Origin of the sequence: Bacillus sp. FJAT-29814 (assembly GCF_001510715.1) — a bacterium.
In the GTDB taxonomy this organism is placed as follows: domain Bacteria; phylum Bacillota; class Bacilli; order Bacillales; family Cytobacillaceae; genus Neobacillus.
Window position 1 is genome coordinate 269,018 of the sequence record NZ_LMTJ01000005.1, and the last position, 22,575, is coordinate 291,592.

The window sequence follows — 22,575 nt, forward strand, 5'->3', positions numbered from 1 at the left end:
CGAATCAGCATGATTACCAATTTTAACATACTGTGTACCAAATTAAAATTCATCACACCCCGAAGCCAATAGGGTCTTTTGTCGGTACAAACATAATTTGATAAAAATTAGCATAAGTTTTTGTGAAGAATGATAGCACTTTGCCCATTTACACATACACTATATGGACTTATGCATAGGAGGGAAATCAGAGTGAAGATCCATATCGTACAGAAAGGGGATACTCTTTGGAAGATCGCCAAGAAGTACGGCGTAAATTTTGAAGAGCTGAAAAAGATGAACACACAGCTCAGTAACCCTGATATGATTATGCCCGGTATGAAAATAAAGGTTCCGACTTCAGGAGGATCCATTAAAAAAGAAGGGCCTGTCCATCTGGGAGTGAAAAAAGAAGCGCCGATAAAAGAGATGCCGAAAAAAGAGGCACCCATTAAGGAAATGCCGGTAAAAGAAGTGCCTATAAAAGAGCAGCCGATCATCAAAGAAGTACCGAAAGCGCCTTATACTCCAAAAATGCCTTTGCAAGTAGCTCCTGAAATAGACATCCATCAACATTATATTACACAAATGAAAAAAATGGCGGTAAAAGAACAGCCAAAAATGCCTATACTTCCTGCCAAAGAGATTCCAAAGAAGGAAATTCCGATAAAAGAAGTTCCAATCAAAGAAATGCCGATCAAAGAAATGCCGATCAAAGAAATGCCCATAAAACAAATGCCGATGAAGGAAGTTCCGATAAAAGCAAATCCTATTCCGGCTCCGCTTCCAATTCAAGCCAATCCTGTTCCTGTACCAACACCAGTTGAAATGCCGGTACAGGAATATTGTGTTCCTGTCACGCCTGTTATGCCTGGTCCAGGATTTTGTCCGCCATTTGGCGGTTTCCCGGTGATGCCGGCCATGCCTTATCAGCTAGGAATGGGGATGCCAATGGCACCTGGAATGGCACCTGAAATGGTACCAGGAATGGTACCAGGAATGGCACCAGGAATGGCACCAGGAATGGCACCAGGAATGGTACCAGGAATGGCACCAGGAATGGCCGCCGGTGTTCCTGCAGGGTACCCGCAAGTCGCTGGAGCGGGGTTTGTGCCGCACCATTTTGGTGATGAATCTTCATCATTTATGCCACAAATGCCAGTAATGGGTGCAGGAAATCCAGGGGCCATGATGGGGACCACATTTAATCCTGGTTATCAGCAGCCGATGACGATGGACCCTGCCGGATACGCGCAGATGCCGGGCGCGTATGGCCAAATGCCTATGGGTACTGCCCAAATGCCAGCCGGTCAAATGCCTGGAGCGTACGGAGCACCAATGGGTTATGAGCAAATGCCGATGGGTCAATACCCGGCAGGTTACGGCCAATTTCCGCAAGGCCAATATCCAGCTGGCTATGGCCAAATGCCGATGGGCTACGATCAAATGTCAATGGGATATGGGCAGACGCCAATGGGCTATAATCAAATGCCAATAGGATATGGGCAAACACCTGGATTTCCCCAAGGACAGGCGGAATTAGGCGCCAATCCGGCGGGAATGCCAATGCAAGGCGGATATCCTACGGGGATGGGATTTAGTCCGTCGATGCGATCAGGTCCTGATGGAACAATGGGTAATCCGCAAATGAGATCGTCTTACGGGACTGGAACACAATATGGTGCCACGCCTTATGGCTACCCGCAAATGGCAGGAGCACCGGGAGCTTTTCCGTCTTTTGAAATCGAATCATCGCCAGCAATGCTGCCGGCCGGCAGCACTCAACCGCAAAGCCTGCCGGTTGGAACAGGCTCATTAGAGGATTGCGGATGTGGGGCACCGGCTCAGGCTCCAGCACCGGAGCTGCCAACATTTGTACCGCCAACCCCGCCTATTTACAGCGCGCCATATACAGCACCAGTGAATGTGGCCCAGCCGCCGTTTATGAACCCCTACGGCATAGGACCGGTCGGAACAGATTCCTTTGGAACACAAGGTTATTCCGATGAGAGCAGTTAATAATAACAACAACATGAGAGACGATTCTTACCTCGATCGTCTCTTCTCTTATTTTAAATCGCAGTTTAAGGAAGACATCGTTAAATTTCGCGCGTTTCGGGAAAATGTATTTTTTATAAAAACAAAAAATCAATCGTTTATTGTAAAAGGATATCAAACAAATCAAAGACTTAAACTGCAAGAGGCCTTTACAGACACGCTTAGAAAAGAGGGGTTTTTAAACACCTACAAATTCATTGTTCCTCCGGTCCATTCACAGTTGTTTTTTGAAGGCACTTATTTTGGCTGCATCGAATATATTCCACCTAGTAAAACTGTTTTTTCCTACCATTCACAAAAAAACCGCCAGGAAGGATTAGATCTCCTGGAGCGATTTCACCAGTCAACGGCAGCATTTGAAGCGAGATATCGGACTTTGCTGCCACAAGGCGACATCAATGGGAAATGGGTGGGGAGATTTCAGCAATTTACCAATAATCTTCACTTCCTCCGCTATTTTATTGCCGAACCTTATACAAACGAAATCCTCTCATGGGGTCAATGGTCTTTATCAAAAATTAATAATGAATTGGAGTTCGGGGACGAACCGCAGGTGATCCTTCATGGTGATGTAGCCCATCATAATTTTATGCGCAATCGGGCCGGGCAGCTTTATCTGATTGATTTTGATTTAATTAATATCGGCCCTCCGGCTTACGATTATTTGCAGTATGCCAACCGCATTCTCCCTTATCTAGACTGGTCCTTAGAAAAACTGTTCAGCCACAAACAACTTAAGAAATATTTGAACGATCAGGCATTCCTAACTGCCTTAGTCTATCCTGCTGACATTTATCGCGAGTGGAATCGAATTATTAGGGAAAATTGGTATCGAGAACAGAAAAAATTAAACTCGGTCATCGACTTGTCGATTGGGCAATTTAACAACAGGAAAAAGTTTATTGAAAAATTGAAGGATATGTTGGAATAATCATGTAGGTTCGCAATAGAATGAAATTCCCCCTAAATCACAACCTAATCATGAGCTGGAAAATGCTCAGATTTGCGCGAGGGGGTTTTTCGCTTGAACAAGAAACGGTGGATGATTCCTTTATCCATTCTTTTGCTGGCAGGAGCAGCGGGCTGTGCCAATAACAATGACCACTCAACCGCTAATGATTCCAATAATAATGCATTACCACTAGGATATTATTCAAATGAAAATCATCGGACGACTAACAATGGTTTTCTGCGGGATAATGACGGCGGACTGATGGAAATGATGGATCATAATTTGGGGGATGAGGGCCGTCTCGACAAGGATAACAGAAGGAAGATGCTTCAAGAAAAAGATGAAAACGGGCATCCAAAAAATCCGACGACGCCTTTGGCAAAAACAGACCGTAACTGGTTCCAGCGCGACAACCGGTTCAGTACAAGCGATGTAAATTACCACGGCCATTTAAATAAAGATATCGGCAATACGAATTCCGGTTCTGTGGTCGATCCAGGATTTCAAGAGCGAATAACGGATCAAATCAGAAACAGGGTACGAGATGTCGATAATGTTCGAAGCATCCGGTCCGTTTCCTATGGCAATACTGTCAGAATATCGGTAAAATTAAATGATCAAAGCAGAGCCGCCGAAACAAAGCGCGCGATTGAAAATGCGGTACAGCCTCTTGTCAAAGACCGATCTGTAAAGGTTGATACGGATGAAGGTGCACTCGGTCGAGACCGCAACATCAACAATGAGGTCCGCCAGCCGGAGCCAAAATAATCCCTAAGGACAAAGCGATTGTGCTTTGTCCTTTTGCAATTTTACTATCAAGGATAAAAAGGGAAAATAAGGCTAAACTAGTAATGTAAAGTTTGTTCAATTCTTCCGAGGAAGAGGTGAGTAGCATGAGGTTCAATCGAAAAGCGATAATGGCGGTACCAGTCATTCTTGCCATTTTAGCCGGCGATGCGATTTGGGGAACAGCAACTAAAGCTGGCGCACAGCTCAATAAGGAACCACTGCAGATCACGGTAATTTTGGAACGAAATTATTTGGATGGCGAAATCAGCCAGGAGGTTATTCAGGAGACATGCTGGTCGATGGAGAACTTTTGGGCTAAATATGACCAATGGCAGCTCCTCAGAAATGATGAATCAACCTTTGTTTTTAAAAAGCAGGTTGACGATATTTCTCCTTTGTTAAAAGCAAACGGGTATTTCGGATTGACGGAGGATGGAGTTTTGACGATTTTTAATGGGCGGCCAGACCGATTGCGAATTATCCAATCATTTTTTCAAATAGATGTTAAAAAGCTTGAAAGCAAAGCCCAGCAGGAATTGTTGCAGGGGATACCGATCAAAACAAAGGATCGTTATGTAGAGGTTTTGGAAACATTCAAACCGTATTCGATAAAAAATGAATAATACATTTTAAATCAGACTGTTTTTAGTTGAATCAGGCTGATTTTTTTTGCTTTTCTTCAAATAGTTCAAGGTTGTATGTTAGAATGAAATACAGTGCGAAAAACGCACGTAGAGAAATTTTTCGAGAGAAAATTTGGGAGAGAATCGGATTGTACGAATTTATTAAAGGAACCGTCGAATTTGTCGGACCGGAATATATTGTCATTGAGAACAACGGGATCGGCTATCAAATTGCCGCGCCTAATCCGTTTGCTTACTCCGGTAAAATGCAAACAATGGTTACTGTTTATACATACCACTATGTTCGTGAAGATATCATGGCGTTATACGGATTCCAAACGCGGGAAGAAAAAATGCTGTTTACCAAGCTATTAAATGTATCGGGCATCGGGCCGAAGGGTGCGCTGGCCATTCTAGCGTCTGGAGAGGTCCAGCAAGTTATTGCTGCGATTGAAAACGAAGATGAAGCCTTCCTGGTAAAATTCCCGGGCGTGGGTAAGAAAACGGCGCGCCAGATGATTCTGGATTTGAAGGGCAAGTTAGAGTCCATTGTCCCTGATTATTTTCCAAATTTATTTAATGCCGATAAGCTGCCAACACAGGCGAAGACAGATAACTTGGCGCTTGAAGAAGCTATTCTTGCCCTGAGGGCGTTAGGTTATTCCGAGAAGGAAATTAAAAAGATTTCACCGGAACTGAGCAAAGAACAGTTGTCAACAGACCAATACATTAAAAAGGCCCTGCAGCGGCTTTTGAAATAGGTGATAATCAATGGAAAACCGGATTATTTCCAGTGAAGTGAACGAAAGTGAAATAAGCTTTGAGCAGAGCCTCAGGCCGCAAACCTTAAGGCAATACATTGGACAGGAGCAGGTAAAGGGGAATCTTGAGGTTTTCATCAAAGCGGCTAAGCTTCGCGACGAGACATTGGACCATGTCCTCTTATATGGGCCACCGGGCCTCGGAAAGACGACTCTTGCGGTAATCATCGCCAATGAGATGGGTGTTAACATTCGGACAACTTCAGGACCGGCGATAGAACGGCCGGGGGACCTAGCAGCCATTCTTACGGCACTTGAACCCGGTGATGTGTTATTTATCGATGAGATTCACCGCTTGCCTAAATCAATTGAAGAGGTCCTGTACCCGGCGATGGAAGATTTTTGCCTTGATATCGTGATTGGTAAGGGTCAGACTGCCAGATCCGTCCGCCTCGACCTCCCGCCGTTTACGCTTGTCGGTGCTACTACAAGGGCAGGGGCGTTATCGGCACCTCTCCGCGACAGATTTGGAGTTTTGAGCCGGCTCGAGTATTATAAAGAAGATGAACTGACAAGCATTGTGAAACGCACGGCCGAATTATTCGAAACGGAAATTGACGGCCAGTCGGCGGCGGAAATCGCAAGAAGAGCGAGGGGGACCCCAAGGATTGCCAACCGTCTGCTCAGGAGGGTGCGTGATTTTGCCCAGGTCAAGAGCAACGGCTCTATCGATCTTCCGCTCGCAAGAGAAGCGTTGGAACTCCTACAGGTTGACAGGCTTGGCCTCGACCATATCGACCACAAGCTGCTCAAAGGAATTATTGAAAAATTCCGCGGTGGTCCTGTCGGGCTTGATACCATTGCGGCATCAATCGGTGAAGAAGCTGAAACGATAGAGGATGTTTATGAACCCTATCTTCTGCAAATTGGGTTCCTCCAGCGTACTCCAAGGGGGCGAATCGTGACAGCGAATGTTTATCATCATTTTGGCATGGAGGTGCCAGCGCCGTGACAGGCCTATCCAAAGCGTTGATGATTATTGGCGCGGTTATTTTTCTAATCGGGTTTTTAATGCCGTTTTTGCATCTCGGCAAGCTTCCCGGGGATATTGTCATTAAAAAAGGGAATACTACATTTTATTTCCCGCTTGTCACTTCTATTATTGTAAGTATTATCTTGTCTGTGATATTCTATTTTATCGGTGCGAAGCTGAAATGAAAGAAGTAAGGTGTGTTTTTTGTGAAAGTAGATTTGTTTGATTTTCATTTGCCAGAAGAATTGATTGCTCAGGTTCCGCTCAAAACAAGAACCGACAGCAGATTGATGGTCTTGGATAAAGAAACAGGCGATATAAAACATGAAGTTTTTAAAAATATTACTGAATATTTGCGTGAAGGGGACTGCCTAGTATTGAATGATACAAAGGTACTTCCTGCACGCCTTTTTGGTGTGAAAGAAGATACTGGAGCCAAAATTGAGGTCCTCCTTCTTAAGCAGACAGAAGGCGACCAATGGGAGACACTTGTAAAGCCCGCTAAACGGGTCAAAGAAGGCACGGAGATTGTATTTGGTGATGGGCTCCTGAAAGCAGTTTGTACCGGTACATCCGAGCATGGCGGCCGCCTGTTGGATTTTACATACGAGGGAATATTTTATGAAGTTCTTGATCAGCTGGGGGAAATGCCTTTGCCGCCCTATATAAAAGAACAGCTGGAGGACCGGGACCGCTACCAGACTGTTTATGCCCGCGAACCCGGGTCAGCGGCAGCACCCACAGCAGGTCTTCATTTTACCGAAGAGCTGCTTGAAGAGATTAAAGCAAAAGGTGTTCATGTCACCTTCATTACCCTGCATGTCGGATTAGGAACCTTCAGACCCGTTAATGTCGATGATATTGAAGGACATGATATGCACTCCGAGTTTTATATGGTAACGGAAGGAACGGCAAGATTGTTAAACGAAGTGAGAAACAGCGGTGGAAGAATTATTACGGTTGGGACCACATCGACCCGGACTCTGGAGACGATTGCCTCCGCCAATAATGGCCAATTTGTAGAAGGCAGCGGCTGGACAAGTATTTTTATCTATCCTGGCTACGAATTCAAAGCGATTGATGGGATGGTTACGAATTTCCACCTGCCAAAATCTACCCTGATCATGCTGGTTAGTGCGTTGGCTGGCCGGGAACATATTTTACATGCCTACAACACCGCTGTTGAGGAGCGCTACCGCTTCTTCAGCTTTGGCGATGCGATGTTTATCATCTAAGATAAACAGATGGAAGGAGAAAACAATTTTGACAGCGATTCGCTATGAATTAATTAAAACATGTAAACAAACGGGGGCAAGGCTTGGCCGTGTCCATACTCCGCACGGTTCATTTGATACTCCAGCGTTCATGCCTGTCGGTACGCTGGCGACGGTGAAAACGATGTCGCCAGAGGACCTGAAAGAAATGGGTGCCGGGATTATTTTAAGCAATACCTATCATTTATGGCTCCGTCCCGGACATGAGATCATCAAGGAAGCAGGCGGCCTGCATAAATTCATGAACTGGGACCGGGCGATTTTGACCGATTCCGGCGGGTTTCAGGTGTTCAGTTTAAGTGAGTTCAGGAAAATTGAGGAGGAGGGCGTCCATTTCCGCAACCACCTCAGCGGTGAGAAATTATTTTTGTCACCGGAAAAGGCAATGGAAATTCAAAATGCCCTCGGTTCCGATATTATGATGGCATTCGACGAGTGTCCACCATATCCGGCAACCTTCGAATATATGAAAAAGTCAGTCGAGCGGACATCACGCTGGGCCGAACGCTGCTTAAAGGCCCACGGGCGGCCGGAAGATCAGGGATTGTTTGGCATTGTTCAAGGCGGCGAATATGAGGAACTGCGCCGTCAAAGTGCTAAAGATCTTGTTTCGCTAGATTTTCCGGGCTATGCGGTTGGCGGCCTTTCAGTGGGTGAACCAAAAGATGTGATGAATCGGGTGCTCGAATTTACGACGCCGCTCCTACCGTCCAATAAACCTCGCTATTTGATGGGCGTCGGCTCGCCGGACTCCTTGATTGACGGGGCGATTCGCGGAATCGATATGTTTGACTGTGTTTTGCCGACAAGGATAGCTAGAAACGGTACTTTGATGACTAGCCAGGGGCGCCTAGTCGTAAAAAATGCGCAATATGCCAGAGATTACGGTCCTCTTGACCCCGAGTGCGATTGCTATACATGCCGAAATTACAGCCGTGCTTATATTCGTCACTTAATTCGCTGTAATGAAACGTTTGGAATACGATTAACGTCTTATCATAATCTCTATTTTCTGTTAAGATTAATGGAGAAAGTCAGACAAGCCATTATGGAAGACCGGCTTGGTGATTTCCGCGAAGAATTTTTTGAGCAATATGGTTTCAACAAACCGGATGCAAAAAATTTCTAATAGATGATTTTTGAAAGGAGGGAAACTAGATGCAGGGAGCAAGTACACTCATTCCATTAATTTTAATGTTTGTATTGTTTTATTTCTTATTAATTCGTCCCCAGCAGAAACGCCAAAAAGCGGTTCAGCAAATGCAAAGCGATTTGAAGAAGGGTGACAAAATCGTCACGATTGGCGGCTTGCATGGTTTTATTGACTCTATCGATGAAAATAAAGTCGTGATTAAGTGCGGAGACGGCAGCCGTCTTACATACGACCGTTCTGCGATCCGTGAAGTTACGGAATCTGCGAAAACGGCCGAAGTTTAAATTGTAAATCGGGCCTTTAGGCTTTGGAGCTAAACGATTTTAAAAAAGGGAAGCCCTCCTCAAATGGAATGGCTTCCTTTTTCCGTTTTACGCGGTTCTGGAATTGCTATTCGCAATATTAACCCCCAAAATGCCACCCATCATCGCAATTAATGTGTAGCAGGTATGATAAATGACCTGCTCGGCATCAAACAAGCGGTCATAGCCCAGATATTGAAATAAAAAGACAATAAACGAGTAAACGAGGCCAGTTAACCCGCCAATAAGCCAGCCCTTTTCCTTTTTCTTGCCTCCTGATAGAAACCCGCCCCCAAAAAGTCCGATAAAAGATAAAGCTGTCACAATATATTGAAGCGTAGATTCTTGGGTGGATGTGAACCTAAGAATTAAGGAAAAAATCAGGCTGCAGACAACTGCAAAGCCAAAGATAAAAATCAATCCATACAGTATCGCAGTACCAAAGCTTCTTGATTCGATTTTTCTCTCCCCCTTCCGCATCCGGCAGACTGATAATAAACTTTGCCCCGGAAAAACAGATTCTTTCTTAGTACAAGCGTATTCAGGGGTGTCCCAAAGTAGAATTAAAATTTTCACTTTTTTGGAAGGTAATTCCTTTCATGAATCTTCAAGTGTTGTAGACACTATATAATTGAATCATGAAAAGGAGCGAGCAGCTGTGGAGAATTTTTTGCAGATTATTTTTCGAACTCTTATCTTATATATATTAATCCATATTATTTTCAGGGTAATGGGCAAACGTGAAATTGGCGAATTAAGTATTCTTGACCTTGTTGTGTTTATCATGATTGGCGAATTGGCTGTTGTGGCGATTGAGCGGCCAAACGTCCGGATATTCGATGCAATCCTGCCCATGGTCATTTTAATGCTCATCCAAATTTCAATGGCTTTTTTTTCTTTAAAAAGTAAAAAATTTCGCGATTTGGTAGACGGGAAACCGAGCATTATTATTAACAGGGGAAAAGTCGATGAGGATGCGATGCGGAAACAGCGATATAATTTTGACGATTTACTGACCCAGCTTCGAGAGAAAAATATCCGAAGCATTGGTGATGTTGAATTTGCCATCTTGGAGTCTTCGGGAAGTTTGTCTGTCATCGAAAAGCTAAAGACAAACAATGAAACAAAATCCGGAGATATCACGATTCCGTTAATCCTAGATGGAACGATTGACGAGGAAAACTTGCGAAAAATTAACAAAACGAATCTTTGGCTGCGCCAAGAATTGAAAAAGCAAGGATATCGGGATATAAAAAAAATTTCGTTTTGCAGCTATGAGAATGGAAAATTTTTCGTTGACCTAATGGATGAACAATAAAGACACGCCAATTAACCGTAGGCGTGTCTTCCTTACTTTTCAGGCAAACAGGCTGCCGATCCAGGGGATGCGCTGCAGTTCTTCCCGTTTAATCAGCCCTAATACCAGTAACATGGCCAGATAGGCTATTCCCATTCCGGTAGCGGAGGATAGCACTCGAACTGCTAAATGCTCCGCAATAAAAACATGTTCAAATATCCAATACCCAAGCCAGCCGGCAGCGCCCATGGCGATAAACCCTTTTGCATAGTCACGAATGTACAAGGAAATGGACACTTTTTTTAACACGGTGGCAAAATGCAGAATGGTCACCAGGACAAAACCGACGATAATCCCTAGAGCTGCCCCGGTAATCCCGAAAGAGGCTTGGGAGGCTAATAGGAAGATAACCCCCGTTTTTACAACCGCCCCAATCAGGCTATTAATCATCGCCGCTCTTGCCAGATTTAACGACTGGAGAACGGCCTGCAGGGGACCCTGAAAGTAATAAAACAAAAAGAAAGGAGCCATCAGCTGAATGAAGTAGGAACCTTTGTTGGAACCGTACATCAGCTGCATAAGCGGGTCGGCCAGTACATAAAGAACAATCACGGCCAGTCCGCCCGTTAGAAAGGTCCAGCGCAATGCCTGCTGCAGCCGGTATTCAATCAATTTAAAGTTTCTCACTGAATTTGCCTCGCTAATTGCCGGAACAAGTGAGGTTGCCAATGAAAAGGTAACAAAGGACGGCAGCATTAACAGCGGCATCGCGTAGCCAGTTAAAGCGCCGTATTGCTTTGTTGCATCCATGGCGAGTACACCTGCAATAGCCAGGCTGTGGGCCACCACGATCGGTTCGAAAAACCAAGCGACCGAACCAATCATTCTGCTCCCCATCGTCGGTAACGCGATACTCATTAAATCATTGAATGTTCGTTTTCCTTTATGGACAAATTGGAAGAAATTCTTCCGTAATTTAAAGCGTTTTTTCAATTTGAAGGTAGTTAGCAGGTAAATAAGCGAAATCAGCTCGCCAATGACGGATGCGGCCATTGCCGCTGCTGCAGCATATTCGACACCGTAGGGAAAAAAAGCTTTTGTAACGGATGCAATTAATGCAATTCTAACTAGCTGCTCCAAAATCTGTGAAAACGCCGACGGCCGCATATTCTGCCGTCCTTGGAAATAGCCTCTTAATACGGATGAAACAGCGATAATGGGAACGGCAGGAATAATCGCCATTAAAGGATAATACGTCCTATCATCCGTAAAAAGTGTTGTAGATAAAAGGGGGCCCAATAGGATTAATGCTGGTGTAAGAATAAGCGACAACGAAATGGTTATAGAAAGGGATACGACAAGTATTTTTTTAATTTCACCATAATCCTTCTTTGCCTCCGCCTCGGCAATATTTTTTGAGATGGCCACTGGCAGCCCGAGCTGGACAATCGTTACTAAAAGAATAAAAGTTGGATAAGCCATCATATATAAACCGACGCCTTCTTCGCCAATGCTGCGCGCGAGGACAATCCGATAAATAAAACCAAGGACTCGTGTAATTAATCCGGCAATCAACAGGATGAAAGTCCCTTTTAAAAACTTAGACATTCCACTTCCCACCTTCTCAAAATAGGCGAAATCATATACAATTAACTATATGCACCATGGTGGACAAAGCATGACAAGTTGTCCGGCTTTTTGTATTTTTATCCCACATTAACGGGCAGTAAAACTAGACGAATTAAAGAATATAGGTGGGGGATAACTGCCCGTAAATGTCCGATTGGTTCAACTAACAATCAGTGGGGCATGGAAAAAACCCCCACTGATTGAAGTTTCACTTTATTATATCGGGAGAGTTTCTCCGAGGGGGAAGATGACATGGAACATAGCCTTGGGCATGATGAATTGCGCACACAGGTACAACCGGCAATCATCAGCAAATTGGAAGAGTTTCGCCTGCTTGGGTATGACGCGGTTACAGAGCAGGAATTTTGGGAATTTTTAATCAAGAAGAAATGGCGCAAGGCAAAAGAAGAAGCGAAGCTTTTTGAGGTCATCCAGGACATCCTCTCGGTGAAAGTCAGCGATTATCTAAGCTATGCACAAATCGAAGCCTATAAAACGGCTGAGTTCTCATTTGAAGATGAAAACGAGTTAAGTGAATTATTGAAATAAGGATTCAATTTTTTGTAAATTGACACTCTTTGTGAGTTATTCCATAATGGTAGCAGTGACTTTTTTTATTTTTTTGCAGCTTTTGTAAGTGCCTTTTGCATGGCGTACTAAGGAGGAACAATACATAATGGTAAAACGCAGTCGAATTGTCGCCTTCCTGTTAATCCTTGTATTATTGGGAAGCACAATGGGAGTAACAACAAATGGAATTCTGAAAAACATCAAGCTTGGATTGGACTTGCAGGGGGGCTTTGAAGTACTTTACGAAGTACAGCCTGCGAAAAAGGGCCAAAAAATTGATAGTGATGTATTGGCCAGTACTGCCAAGGCGCTTGATAAACGGATCAATGTTCTCGGTGTAAGTGAACCTAATATTCAAATTGAAGGTTCAAACCGGATCCGCGTTCAGCTTGCTGGTGTCGAGGACCAAAATGAAGCCAGGGAAATCCTGTCAACACAAGCGAACCTGACCTTCCGTGATGCCAATGATAAACTGATGATGGACGGGACAGATTTGAAGGAAGGCGGAGCCAAGCAGACGTTTGATGAAAACGGAGCACCAAGTGTTTCATTGACATTAAAAAGTGCTGACAAGTTCCGTAAGGTTACCCAAGATATAGTCAATATGAGACCAAATAATGTTCTGGTTATTTGGATGGATTTTGAGGAAGGAAAAGACTCCTTTAAATCTGAAATCACAAAAGAAAAGCCAAAATATTTATCGGCACCAACTGTAAATCAAGTGTTTAACCAGGATACCGTTTCTATTGTCGGAAGCTTTACAGCGGAAGAAGCGCAAACATTGGCTTCCTTGTTAAACGCCGGTGCCCTCCCTGTTAAACTGAAGGAGGTTTACTCAACTTCCGTCGGGGCGCAATTTGGTGAGCAGGCGTTAAATAAGACAATTCTGGCTGGTCTTATCGGGATTGCCCTCATTTATTTGTTTATGCTTGTTTATTACCGTTTTCCCGGATTTATCGCAACGGTCACCTTATCGGTTTATATTTACTTAGTGCTACTAGTCTTTGATTGGATGAATGCTGTCTTAACGCTGCCGGGCATAGCGGCCCTTATTCTAGGGGTCGGGATGGCGGTAGATGCCAACATTCTTACCTATGAACGGATTCGCGAAGAACTGAAGGTCGGCAAGTCGGTTAAGTCCGCGTTCCAGGCCGGAAGCAAAAACTCATTCTCGTCCATTCTAGATGGGAACTTAACGACGATTTTGGCAGCTGCTGTCCTATTCTTCTATGGAACAAGCTCCATTAAAGGATTTGCGACAATGCTTTTAGTCAGTATCGCGTTGAGCTTTTTAACCGCAGTATTCTTATCGAGGCTATTTCTTGCTTTATGGGTTCACAGCGGATTCTTAAATAAAAGGAAGAGTTGGTTTGCTGTCAAGGAATCAGCGATCCATGATATTTCCGAAAACTTTGATACGTTGGATCTTCCTACGAGATGGGACAAGCTGGACTTTGTTAAAACGAGAAAAATATTCTTCATTGTTTCAGGTGCTTTGTTAGCGCTTGGGATTGTTTTGTTACTTGTTTTCCGTCTTAATTTGTCCATTGATTTTTCCAATGGAACTCGGATCGAGGTATTATCGAACCAACCATTAACTACCCAAAAGGTAGAAACTGTTTTAAATGAGCATAACATCAAACCGGATGATATTTTAATTTCCGGCGATAAAAACGAACGGGCCTCTGCACGCCTTAAAGAGGTCTTGACAAAGGATGAAATTGCTAAGCTAAAAGCTGAATTGAAGACTGAATTCGGCAACGAGCCAAATGTAAGCACGGTTTCTCCGACTGTTGGTAAAGAAATCGCCAAAAATGGAGTTATTGCGCTGCTTATCGCTTCCCTCGGGATTGTCCTTTATGTTACAGTTCGCTTCGAATGGGCGATGGCAATTTCCGCAATTGTTTCATTGCTCCACGATGCCTTCTTTATGGTAGCCTTTTTCAGCATCACTCGGCTTGAGGTGGACTTAACGTTTATCGCGGCAGTCCTGACAATCGTCGGTTATTCGATTAACGATACGATTGTTACCTTCGACCGGATGCGTGAGAACATGCAGAAGAGAAAGCGACTTAAAACAAATGAAGATATTGCTGAAGTTCTAAACGTCAGTATTCGGCAGACCTTAAACCGGTCGGTCAATACCGTAATGACTGTGCTGGTTACTGTCGTCGCCTTAATCTTCTTCGGCAGTGAATCCATTCTGAACTTCTCAATCGCCTTGTTCGTTGGCTTGATTGCAGGTGTATATTCATCCATCTGTATCGCCGGTCCGCTATGGTATGTGTTTAAAACCCGCGAACTTAAGAAAAAAGGCGTGATCAAAACCGTCAAAGAAAAACGGAAATATTCCGATCAGCCACAAGTTTAATGACTTTCAGTAAAAACCGCAGCCTTCTGCGGTTTTTATTTTTCAAATAATATCCTCATTGAAAGCCGGTTTCTACTCCTGTATAATAAGAAAGTCTGAGGGGTGAAACATGCATGTTAAAGTCGAAAACAAGATGGATTGTTCGTAAATCTGACCAGCATCTAGCAAAAAAGCTGGAAAATGAATTGAAAATAACACCCTTTGTTGCATCGCTGCTTGTCAATCGTGGCTTCGATACCGTTGAATCTGCACGGTATTTTTTATTTGCTAAGGATGAATTCCATGACCCGTATTTACTAAAAGGAATGGATCTGGCCGTTAACCGGATTCGGGAAGCAATTGAAAAAAATGAGCCAATTCTCATTTTTGGTGATTACGACGCCGATGGTGTCAGCAGCACTTCAGTTATGATGATTACTCTTCGTGATTTGGGAGCGAATGTCCAATTTTATATACCTAATCGGTTTACAGAAGGCTATGGCCCAAATGAACCTGCGTTCCGCCAAGCAGCGGAGGCAGGAATAAAATTGATTATTACAGTAGACACGGGCATATCCGCTGTCCACGAAGGTGCTGTTGCCAAAGAGCTTGGCCTTGACCTGATTATTACCGACCACCATGAACCTGGACCGGTTTTACCAGAAGCTTTGGCCATCATTCATCCCAAGCTTCCTGACAGCCAATACCCGTTTCGTGACTTGGCAGGGGTAGGCGTTGCGTTTAAATTGGCCCATGCCCTTTATGGCAGGCTTCCAGAGCACTTATTGGAAATTGCCGTTATTGGCACTATTGCGGACCTGGTTTCGTTAACTGGCGAAAATCGCCTGATTGCCAAGAAAGGTCTTGAAAAGTTAAAAACCACCCAAACAATCGGGCTAAAAGCCATTTTGAAAATAGCGGGTATAAATCCAATGACCGTTAACGAAGAAACGGTAGGATTTACATTGGCACCAAGAATCAATGCTGTAGGCCGCCTGGAAGACGCAGAGCTGGCTGTTCGGCTGTTTCTTACTGATGACCCCGCCGAAGCGGAAGAATTGGCGCAGGAAATGGATGAGCTTAACAAATTGCGCCAAACCATTGTCAATACGATTACTGAAGAAGCAATGGAAGAAGTGGAATCAAAGTACTCGGATCCTGCCAACAAAGTGCTTGTCATCGGGAGGGAAGGCTGGAATGCCGGGGTAATCGGCATTGTCGCTTCCCGGCTTGTCGAAAAATACTTCCGGCCGACGATCGTTCTCAGCTTTGATTCCGAAAAAGGCCTTGCCAAAGGGTCTGCGAGAAGCATTCCGGGATTTGATTTGTTTCATAATTTGTCAACCTGCCGAGATATTTTGCCTCATTTTGGCGGGCATCCGGGAGCCGCTGGGATGACGCTCAGCATAAATGATGTTCCCGAGTTAAGGGAAAGATTAAATCACCTAGCCGCTGAAACTTTAGCGGATGAGGATTTTATTCCGGTGACCTATCTTGATGAGGAGGTTCATCTTGAGGATATTAATCTTGGCTCATTAGAAGAAATGAATTTGCTTGCCCCCTTTGGGATGGACAATTCCAAGCCCAAGGTGTTAATAAACAATGTTAACATTACCAGCATCAAGAAAATAGGCAGCGACCAAAACCATTTAAAGATATTACTCAATGATAATGGTGCCAATTTGGATGGGGTCGGCTTTGGTTTGGGGCCATTGGTTGATGAAATCTCTCCTGTATCAAAAATTTCATTAATTGGGGAATTATCCGTTAATGAATGGAACAATATACGTAAACCGCAAATTTTTGTTCATGACATCGCTATTCCTAAGTGGCAGTTATTTGATTTCCGCGGCCAAAAGCGGCTTCACTCGATTGTGGATGCTGTTCCTGTCGAAGCCAGGAAGATTGTTTTTTTTAACCAGGACCATTTCGAAAAAATCAGCCCTATATTAAAAGATGATGCCGCCCTGATTCAAAATTCCGATGAGGCGGTCCGCTTTGATTGTCACCAGGCCAATCTTGTATTGGCAGACTTTCCGACAACAAAAAACATGCTGACACAGTTATTGAAGGGGAAACAGCCGGCGCGAATATACACTTATTTTTACAAGGAATCCAGCGATTTCTTCAGCACTGTTCCAACCCGCGAACACTTTAAATGGTACTATGCATTTCTGCTCAAAAAAGGACCGATTGACTTAAGACGTTACGGTGCGGATATTGCAAAAGCGAGAGGCTGGTCGCAGGAAACAATTAAATTTATGTCAAAGGTGTTTTATGAACTGGATTTTGTTACAATTAACAATGGATTTATCACACTAAACAGGTCGGCGCAGAAGCGCGATTTAACAGACTCGAGAACCTATCAATTAAAACAGGAGCAATATGAACTGGAAAAAGAACTGCTGTTTTCTTCCTTCCAGGAGTTGAAAGCCTTGTTTGATACACTGATTGAAGAGCCTGTTAAGCTTGAGGAGGCAGTTAAGGAATGGATTTAAAACAATTTGTGGCTATTGTACCGGATTATCCAAAGCAGGGTATTGTTTTCAAAGATATTACGCCATTAATGAACGATGGTGCAGCCTATAAATATGCAACAGATCAAATTGTCGAATACGCGCAAGATAAAAATATTGATATCATTGTCGGTCCTGAGGCACGTGGATTTATTATTGGCTGTCCGGTCGCTTATGCTCTCGGAGTAGGTTTTGCCCCAGTGCGTAAGGAAGGAAAGCTGCCACGCGAAACGATAAAAGTCAGCTATGGCCTCGAATATGGAAAAGACGTTTTGACGATTCACAAGGATGCGATTAAGCCTGGCCAGCGTGTGCTGATCACCGACGACTTACTGGCAACTGGCGGCACGATTGATGCAACAATACAATTGGTAGAACAGCTGGGCGGCGTTGTTGCGGGAATTGCCTTTCTGGTGGAATTATCTTATTTGGAAGGCCGCAACAAGCTTGAAGGTTATGATATCTTAACATTAATGCACTATTAATAAGTTCTTAGGGGCACTCGGGAGCAAGAGTGCTCTCTTTATATAGTTTTAATAAAGTTTGTTTTCATTGGAAAATTCGACAAAAATCATATAAATTGCAGAAAAAAGTCTTTATCTCTTTACATCTCCGCCATTTTTTTCGATAATAGTAACAATCATTCTAATTTAGGAACGATTTTTCATAGAATGAAATGATATATAAAATACCGACTCGTACTTTAGTCAAAAATAAAGGTGATTTCATGGCGAATGATCAAGTGTTAACAGCCGACCAAGTCATCGACAAGACAAGAACATATTTGAACGAAGAGCATGTTGAAATGGTAAAAAAGGCGTATGAATTCGCCAAACATGCTCATCGTGACCAATATCGAAAATCCGGCGAGCCCTACATTATTCATCCGATCCAAGTTGCTGGGATACTGGCAGATTTGGAGATGGATCCGGCAACGGTTGCCGCTGGTTTTCTTCACGACGTCGTTGAGGATACAAGTGTAACCTTAAAGGATATCGAATCCGAGTTTAATGACGAAGTGGCAATGCTTGTTGACGGGGTTACAAAGCTGGGAAAAATTAAATATAAGTCTCATGAGGAGCAGCAGGCGGAAAATCACCGGAAAATGTTTGTGGCTATGGCCCAGGACATCCGGGTTATTTTGATTAAGCTTGCTGACCGCTTGCATAATATGCGGACACTCAAGCATCTTCCGTTGGAAAAACAGCGCCGGATTTCAAATGAAACACTTGAAATTTTCGCCCCTTTGGCACACCGTCTGGGGATTTCCAAGATTAAGTGGGAGTTGGAGGATACTGCGCTTAGATATTTGAATCCGCAGCAATACTACCGGATTGTCAATCTGATGAAAAAGAAGCGGGCAGAACGCGAGCAATATCTTGAGGATGTTATTGAAGAAGTAAAGGCGCGGATGGGTGAGGTTTCCATTAAAGCGGAGATTTCAGGACGTCCAAAGCATATTTATAGCATCTATCGAAAAATGGCACTCCAAAACAAGCAATTCAGCGAAATCTATGATCTGCTTGCTGTCCGAATTGTCGTCAATAGCATAAAGGACTGTTATGCGGTATTGGGGATTATTCACACCTGCTGGAAGCCAATGCCAGGACGATTCAAGGACTATATTGCGATGCCGAAGCCGAATATGTATCAATCGTTGCATACCACTGTCATTGGGCCGAAGGGCGACCCGCTTGAGGTGCAAATTCGAACGGTTGAAATGCATCGGATTGCCGAGTTCGGGATTGCCGCCCACTGGGCTTATAAAGAGGGAAAGGCAATCAATGACAGCTCTACTTTTGAACAAAAGTTGACATGGTTCAGAGAAATTCTCGAATTCCAAAATGATACCGCGAATGCGGAAGAATTTATGGAATCATTAAAGATTGACTTGTTTTCCGACATGGTATTCGTATTTACCCCAAAAGGGGATGTCATTGAATTGCCATCCGGTTCAGTCCCGATTGATTTTGCCTACCGGATTCACTCCGAAATTGGCAATAAAACGATTGGGGCAAAGGTGAACGGCAAAATGGTGACGCTGGATTATAAGCTTAAAACCGGCGATATCATTGAAATCTTAACTTCCAAGCACTCCTACGGTCCGAGCCAGGATTGGCTAAAGCTTGCCCAAACTTCACAGGCGAAAAACAAGATTCGTGCCTTTTTCAAGAAGCAGCGTCGTGAAGAGAATGTCGAAAAAGGCAAGGAAATGATTGAAAAAGAAATCCGCAACATGGAATTTGACATTAAAGAAATTATGACGGCTGATAATCTAAAAAAAGTAGCCGAAAAATTTAATTTTTCCAGCGAGGAAGATATGTATGCAGCTGTGGGCTACAACGGAGTCACTGCCCTGCAGGTAGCCAACCGTCTCACAGAAAAATGGCGCAAAAAACGCGACCAGGAACAGTCCGCAAGTATTACAAATGCCATCACCGACTTAAAGGCGTTTCCGACGGCTAAAAGGCGGGAGTCCGGTGTCCGGGTTCAAGGGATTGACAATTTATTGATTCGTCTGTCAAGGTGCTGTAATCCAATTCCAGGCGATGAAATTGTCGGCTATATTACGAAAGGCCGTGGGGTGTCTGTGCATCGTGCCGACTGTACCAATATTGATTCAGGCGATGCCCAGTCAAGACTGATTCAGGTTGAGTGGGAATCCGCGTTAAATGACCGCAAGGAATATAACGTTGATATTGAAATCAGCGGTTATGACCGCCGCGGAGTGCTGAATGAGGTCCTGCAGGCAGTTAACGAAACGAAAACCAATATTTCGGCTGTTTCGGGAAAAACCGACCGCAATAAAATGGCGACAATCAATATGTCAATCGCGATTCATAACGTTAGCCACTTGCAAAAGGTCGTTGACCGAATTAAACAAATCCCGGATATTTATTCGGTGCGCCGAATGATGAACTAAGGAGTTTTAGAGGATGCGAATAGTTGTTCAACGCAGTAAGCAGGCAAGTGTCACTGTCGCAGGAGAAGTTAAGGGGCAAATCAAGAGCGGACTTGTTCTCTTGGTTGGCGTCACCCACGATGATAAAGAAGAGGACGCAGCCTATCTTGCCGATAAAGTGGCCAACCTAAGAATTTTTGAGGATGCTGACGAGAAGATGAATCTATCACTGCTGGATGTTGGCGGTGAAATCCTGTCGGTCTCCCAATTTACACTGTATGGGGACACCCGTAAAGGCAGAAGGCCCAGTTTCATTGACGCGGCAAGACCTGAATATGCAATTGGGATTTATGAGACCTTTAACAAACTGCTTCGTGAAAAAGGGATTCACGTTGAGACAGGTGTCTTTGGCGCGATGATGGATGTTCAATTAATCAACGACGGTCCAGTTACATTAATAATTGAGAGTAAAGCATAGAGAAAGGCTTGGCACATAATAGGCGCCAAGCCTTTATTTTTTTCTGCTAACTTTCTTTAAAATATCTTGCCAGTCCTTCATACAACCCGGATGCTGCATTTTCCTGGTAGCTGCCTGTTTTAACAGTCATTTCCTCCTCAGGATTGCTGATAAACCCTAACTCCATCAAAACTGCTTTTTGATTGTTTTCACGGATGACATGGTAATCGCCAATGGCAACGCCGCGGTCACCCAGTTTCGTTTTCCCGACCGCGGATGCATAAAGGGTTTCCGCCAGCTTTCGTTGGTAAACATGATAATAATACCCGGTTATCCCGCGTGCACTTCTGTCTTCGTTGGCGTCAAAATGCAAGCTAATAAACGCATCGGCATTTTTCGAATGGGCCATGCTTACCCTTGATGGTAGTGAAATAAATGTATCGCTGTTGCGTGTCAAATACACATTCGCTCCTGCCGCCCTTAATTTATCGTATAAAAGTCTCGCTGTGCGGAGGGTAAGGTCTTTCTCCAATGTACCGCTGGCTCCTGTTGTACCTCCGTCCCTGCCGCCGTGTCCAGGGTCAACAACAATCGTTTTATTCTTCAAATATCCACCGGCACCCGACTTCTCGATACGAGGCACAGTACCGTTGGCAGAGACAATCCATCCGGCAATATATCCAGTGCTGCCGTCCTTTAAATTAATTTGATACCAATCATTTTCTACCCCGCTCACTTGAAAGGTGTCTCCTTCATTGGCGCGAAGCAGTACGTCAGATTGGGTGTTTGGCTCCGTTCGAATATTTGATCCATTTTGCAGAATGGTGATCGAACTCTCAGGTTCAGTTTTTCCTTGTTCAGTAGAAACGGGCTTTGTATTTTTTCTCTGGTCAAGATACCATGCCGCAACCCAGCCAACCTTCCCAGACTGGTACTCTATTTTCAGCCAATTATTTTTTTCCTCAAGTATGGAAAAGCTTTGTCCTTTGGTAACGTTTCCGATTACGTTCGAATCTGATGAAGCATCAGACCGGACACTAAGGCTTGAGGCTGTTACCGTACCTTTTAAATCGCTCGTCGACTTCTTGGCGGCCGTCTTCACACCATCACTTTGGTTGTCCAGATATTTGGCATTAACCCATCCTTTTACTTTTAGATAGCTGACTTCAGCCCAGTCGTTTTGTTTGGATAAGATTGTAACGCTTGTCCCTTTTGTCAGCTTGCCGACAATGGTGCTTGACGCAGAGGGCCCCTTGCGAATATTTAATGTGTCGGTACTCACCACTGCTGTACCAGCCACCTTGGCAGCGGCAGGTGTTGCACTTGATTCCTGTTTAACAGATGTAATACTTATGTACTCTTTGGATACCCAGCCTTCGCCAAACGAGGATGAGATTTTATACCAGTTTTCGTTTTGGCTGAGGATGGTCACATCTTGCCCTTTGCTTAACGAACCGACCACTTGAAAGCTTGTCCCAGGACCTGAGCGAACCCTTAACTGACCAGTGTTGGCTTTGGCTTGATTTTTTTCTATAACGGTTGCAGCCTTCACAGTGTTATCTTTATCGGTTGTAACGAGCCAATTGACGACCCAGCCTGTTTTCCCGAGTGAAAGCTGAATTTGGATCCAATCGCCTTTTTCTTTAACGATTGGATATTTTTCCCCTCGTACTGCCTTTTTCGCCAATGGATAGCTTAGACCGGGTCCGGTACGGACATTGACGGTATCAGATGCAATGACAACCGAACCACCTGCAGCCTCCATTTTTTCTTGCGGCAGGAAGGCTCCGAAAATGAGAATAACGGATAATACCAGTAAACTTAACTTTTTTGTCATCGTGAACCTCCTTCTTAAAATTCATTTTAACGTAAAGTTTACTGAAAATCATTCCTAAATTGCCAATTTCGGCCATATAATAATAAATTGCGA

General features: G+C 44.1%; 20 protein-coding genes. 17 read left to right on the top strand and 3 right to left on the bottom strand.

Annotation, left to right across the window (positions count from 1 at the left end):
• Nucleotides 1-192: 192 nt before the first annotated feature.
• The 10 genes from safA (at nucleotide 193) to yajC (ending at nucleotide 8,906) form a co-directional block, all read left to right on the top strand.
• The gene (safA, locus tag AR334_RS30645; RefSeq protein WP_066311663.1) at nucleotides 193-1,998 is read left to right on the top strand and encodes a SafA/ExsA family spore coat assembly protein; all 1,806 of its coding nucleotides are present in this window, start codon (nucleotides 193-195) and stop codon (nucleotides 1,996-1,998) included.
• On the top strand, nucleotides 1,985-2,968 hold the full coding sequence (locus AR334_RS13720; RefSeq protein WP_066311665.1) for an aminoglycoside phosphotransferase family protein: 984 nt from the start codon (nucleotides 1,985-1,987) through the stop codon (nucleotides 2,966-2,968). The genes safA and AR334_RS13720 overlap by 14 nt, the downstream gene beginning before the upstream one ends.
• Nucleotides 2,969-3,061: 93 nt before the next feature.
• Complete coding sequence (locus AR334_RS13725; RefSeq protein ID WP_066311671.1) at nucleotides 3,062-3,757, top strand: YhcN/YlaJ family sporulation lipoprotein; 696 nt, start codon at nucleotides 3,062-3,064, stop codon at nucleotides 3,755-3,757.
• A gap of 125 nt (nucleotides 3,758-3,882) precedes the next feature.
• Entirely contained in the window at nucleotides 3,883-4,401 is a 519-nt protein-coding gene (locus AR334_RS13730; RefSeq protein ID WP_066311673.1) for an intercompartmental signaling factor BofC, read from the top strand.
• Nucleotides 4,402-4,550: 149 nt separating this feature from the next.
• Nucleotides 4,551-5,162, top strand: coding sequence for a Holliday junction branch migration protein RuvA (gene ruvA, locus AR334_RS13735; protein ID WP_066313833.1), 612 nt, complete (start codon nucleotides 4,551-4,553; stop codon nucleotides 5,160-5,162).
• A gap of 10 nt (nucleotides 5,163-5,172) precedes the next feature.
• Nucleotides 5,173-6,174, top strand: a complete 1,002-nt coding sequence (gene ruvB, locus AR334_RS13740) for a Holliday junction branch migration DNA helicase RuvB (RefSeq protein ID WP_066311675.1) — start codon at nucleotides 5,173-5,175, stop codon at nucleotides 6,172-6,174.
• Nucleotides 6,171-6,380 (top strand): DUF2905 domain-containing protein, encoded by a 210-nt coding sequence (locus AR334_RS13745; RefSeq protein WP_082692937.1) that lies wholly within the window; start codon nucleotides 6,171-6,173, stop codon nucleotides 6,378-6,380. Before ruvB ends, AR334_RS13745 begins: the two co-directional genes overlap by 4 nt.
• 21 nt (nucleotides 6,381-6,401) lie before the next feature.
• Nucleotides 6,402-7,430, top strand: coding sequence for a tRNA preQ1(34) S-adenosylmethionine ribosyltransferase-isomerase QueA (queA, locus tag AR334_RS13750; protein WP_066311686.1), 1,029 nt, complete (start codon nucleotides 6,402-6,404; stop codon nucleotides 7,428-7,430).
• Nucleotides 7,411-8,598 (top strand): tRNA guanosine(34) transglycosylase Tgt, encoded by a 1,188-nt coding sequence (gene tgt, locus AR334_RS13755; protein ID WP_172799237.1) that lies wholly within the window; start codon nucleotides 7,411-7,413, stop codon nucleotides 8,596-8,598. Before queA ends, tgt begins: the two co-directional genes overlap by 20 nt.
• 29 nt (nucleotides 8,599-8,627) lie before the next feature.
• Complete coding sequence (yajC, locus tag AR334_RS13760) at nucleotides 8,628-8,906, top strand: preprotein translocase subunit YajC (protein WP_066311697.1); 279 nt, start codon at nucleotides 8,628-8,630, stop codon at nucleotides 8,904-8,906.
• 87 nt (nucleotides 8,907-8,993) lie between these two features.
• Here yajC and AR334_RS13765 read toward each other — a convergent pair whose 3' ends face one another.
• Nucleotides 8,994-9,500: a TIGR04086 family membrane protein gene (locus AR334_RS13765; RefSeq protein ID WP_367576359.1), complete on the bottom strand. Its 507-nt coding sequence runs from the start codon at nucleotides 9,498-9,500 to the stop codon at nucleotides 8,994-8,996.
• Nucleotides 9,501-9,582: 82 nt separating this feature from the next.
• Between AR334_RS13765 and AR334_RS13770 the strand changes: the two genes are divergently transcribed.
• Entirely contained in the window at nucleotides 9,583-10,242 is a 660-nt protein-coding gene (locus tag AR334_RS13770; RefSeq protein ID WP_066311700.1) for a DUF421 domain-containing protein, read from the top strand.
• Nucleotides 10,243-10,281: 39 nt separating this feature from the next.
• Here the strand turns inward: AR334_RS13770 and spoVB are convergent, their stop codons facing one another.
• On the bottom strand, nucleotides 10,282-11,829 hold the full coding sequence (gene spoVB / locus AR334_RS13775) for a stage V sporulation protein B (protein ID WP_066311704.1): 1,548 nt from the start codon (nucleotides 11,827-11,829) through the stop codon (nucleotides 10,282-10,284).
• Nucleotides 11,830-12,102: 273 nt separating this feature from the next.
• Here spoVB and AR334_RS13780 point away from each other — a divergent pair, with 273 nt between their 5' ends.
• The 6 genes from AR334_RS13780 (at nucleotide 12,103) to dtd (ending at nucleotide 20,666) form a co-directional block, all read left to right on the top strand.
• On the top strand, nucleotides 12,103-12,399 hold the full coding sequence (locus AR334_RS13780; RefSeq protein WP_066311707.1) for a post-transcriptional regulator: 297 nt from the start codon (nucleotides 12,103-12,105) through the stop codon (nucleotides 12,397-12,399).
• A 127-nt stretch (nucleotides 12,400-12,526) separates the two neighbouring features.
• Entirely contained in the window at nucleotides 12,527-14,791 is a 2,265-nt protein-coding gene (secDF, locus tag AR334_RS13785) for a protein translocase subunit SecDF (RefSeq protein ID WP_066311713.1), read from the top strand.
• Between the two features lie 113 nt (nucleotides 14,792-14,904).
• Nucleotides 14,905-17,268: a single-stranded-DNA-specific exonuclease RecJ gene (gene recJ / locus AR334_RS13790; protein ID WP_066311716.1), complete on the top strand. Its 2,364-nt coding sequence runs from the start codon at nucleotides 14,905-14,907 to the stop codon at nucleotides 17,266-17,268.
• Entirely contained in the window at nucleotides 17,259-17,771 is a 513-nt protein-coding gene (locus AR334_RS13795; RefSeq protein WP_066311720.1) for an adenine phosphoribosyltransferase, read from the top strand. The genes recJ and AR334_RS13795 overlap by 10 nt, the downstream gene beginning before the upstream one ends.
• A 242-nt stretch (nucleotides 17,772-18,013) precedes the next feature.
• Nucleotides 18,014-20,209 carry a bifunctional (p)ppGpp synthetase/guanosine-3',5'-bis(diphosphate) 3'-pyrophosphohydrolase gene (locus AR334_RS13800; protein ID WP_066311725.1) on the top strand — a complete coding sequence of 732 codons (2,196 nt, stop codon included), beginning with the start codon at nucleotides 18,014-18,016 and terminating at the stop codon, nucleotides 20,207-20,209.
• Nucleotides 20,210-20,222: 13 nt separating this feature from the next.
• Entirely contained in the window at nucleotides 20,223-20,666 is a 444-nt protein-coding gene (dtd, locus tag AR334_RS13805; RefSeq protein WP_066311729.1) for a D-aminoacyl-tRNA deacylase, read from the top strand.
• Nucleotides 20,667-20,712: 46 nt separating this feature from the next.
• Here dtd and AR334_RS13810 read toward each other — a convergent pair whose 3' ends face one another.
• Complete coding sequence (locus AR334_RS13810) at nucleotides 20,713-22,482, bottom strand: SH3 domain-containing protein (protein WP_066311731.1); 1,770 nt, start codon at nucleotides 22,480-22,482, stop codon at nucleotides 20,713-20,715.
• Between the last annotated feature and the right edge of the window lie 93 nt (nucleotides 22,483-22,575).

Coding starts and splice junctions, on each gene's coding strand:
- AR334_RS13720 (WP_066311665.1), top strand. CDS start 1,985: ATGAGAGCAGTTAATAATAACAACAACATGAGAGACGATTCTTACCTC.
- AR334_RS13730 (WP_066311673.1), top strand. CDS start 3,883: ATGAGGTTCAATCGAAAAGCGATAATGGCGGTACCAGTCATTCTTGCC.
- ruvB (WP_066311675.1), top strand. CDS start 5,173: ATGGAAAACCGGATTATTTCCAGTGAAGTGAACGAAAGTGAAATAAGC.
- tgt (WP_172799237.1), top strand. CDS start 7,411: ATGCGATGTTTATCATCTAAGATAAACAGATGGAAGGAGAAAACAATT.
- yajC (WP_066311697.1), top strand. CDS start 8,628: ATGCAGGGAGCAAGTACACTCATTCCATTAATTTTAATGTTTGTATTG.
- spoVB (WP_066311704.1), bottom strand. CDS start 11,829: ATGTCTAAGTTTTTAAAAGGGACTTTCATCCTGTTGATTGCCGGATTA.
- AR334_RS13780 (WP_066311707.1), top strand. CDS start 12,103: ATGGAACATAGCCTTGGGCATGATGAATTGCGCACACAGGTACAACCG.
- secDF (WP_066311713.1), top strand. CDS start 12,527: ATGGTAAAACGCAGTCGAATTGTCGCCTTCCTGTTAATCCTTGTATTA.
- recJ (WP_066311716.1), top strand. CDS start 14,905: ATGTTAAAGTCGAAAACAAGATGGATTGTTCGTAAATCTGACCAGCAT.
- AR334_RS13795 (WP_066311720.1), top strand. CDS start 17,259: ATGGATTTAAAACAATTTGTGGCTATTGTACCGGATTATCCAAAGCAG.
- AR334_RS13800 (WP_066311725.1), top strand. CDS start 18,014: ATGGCGAATGATCAAGTGTTAACAGCCGACCAAGTCATCGACAAGACA.
- dtd (WP_066311729.1), top strand. CDS start 20,223: ATGCGAATAGTTGTTCAACGCAGTAAGCAGGCAAGTGTCACTGTCGCA.
- AR334_RS13810 (WP_066311731.1), bottom strand. CDS start 22,482: ATGACAAAAAAGTTAAGTTTACTGGTATTATCCGTTATTCTCATTTTC.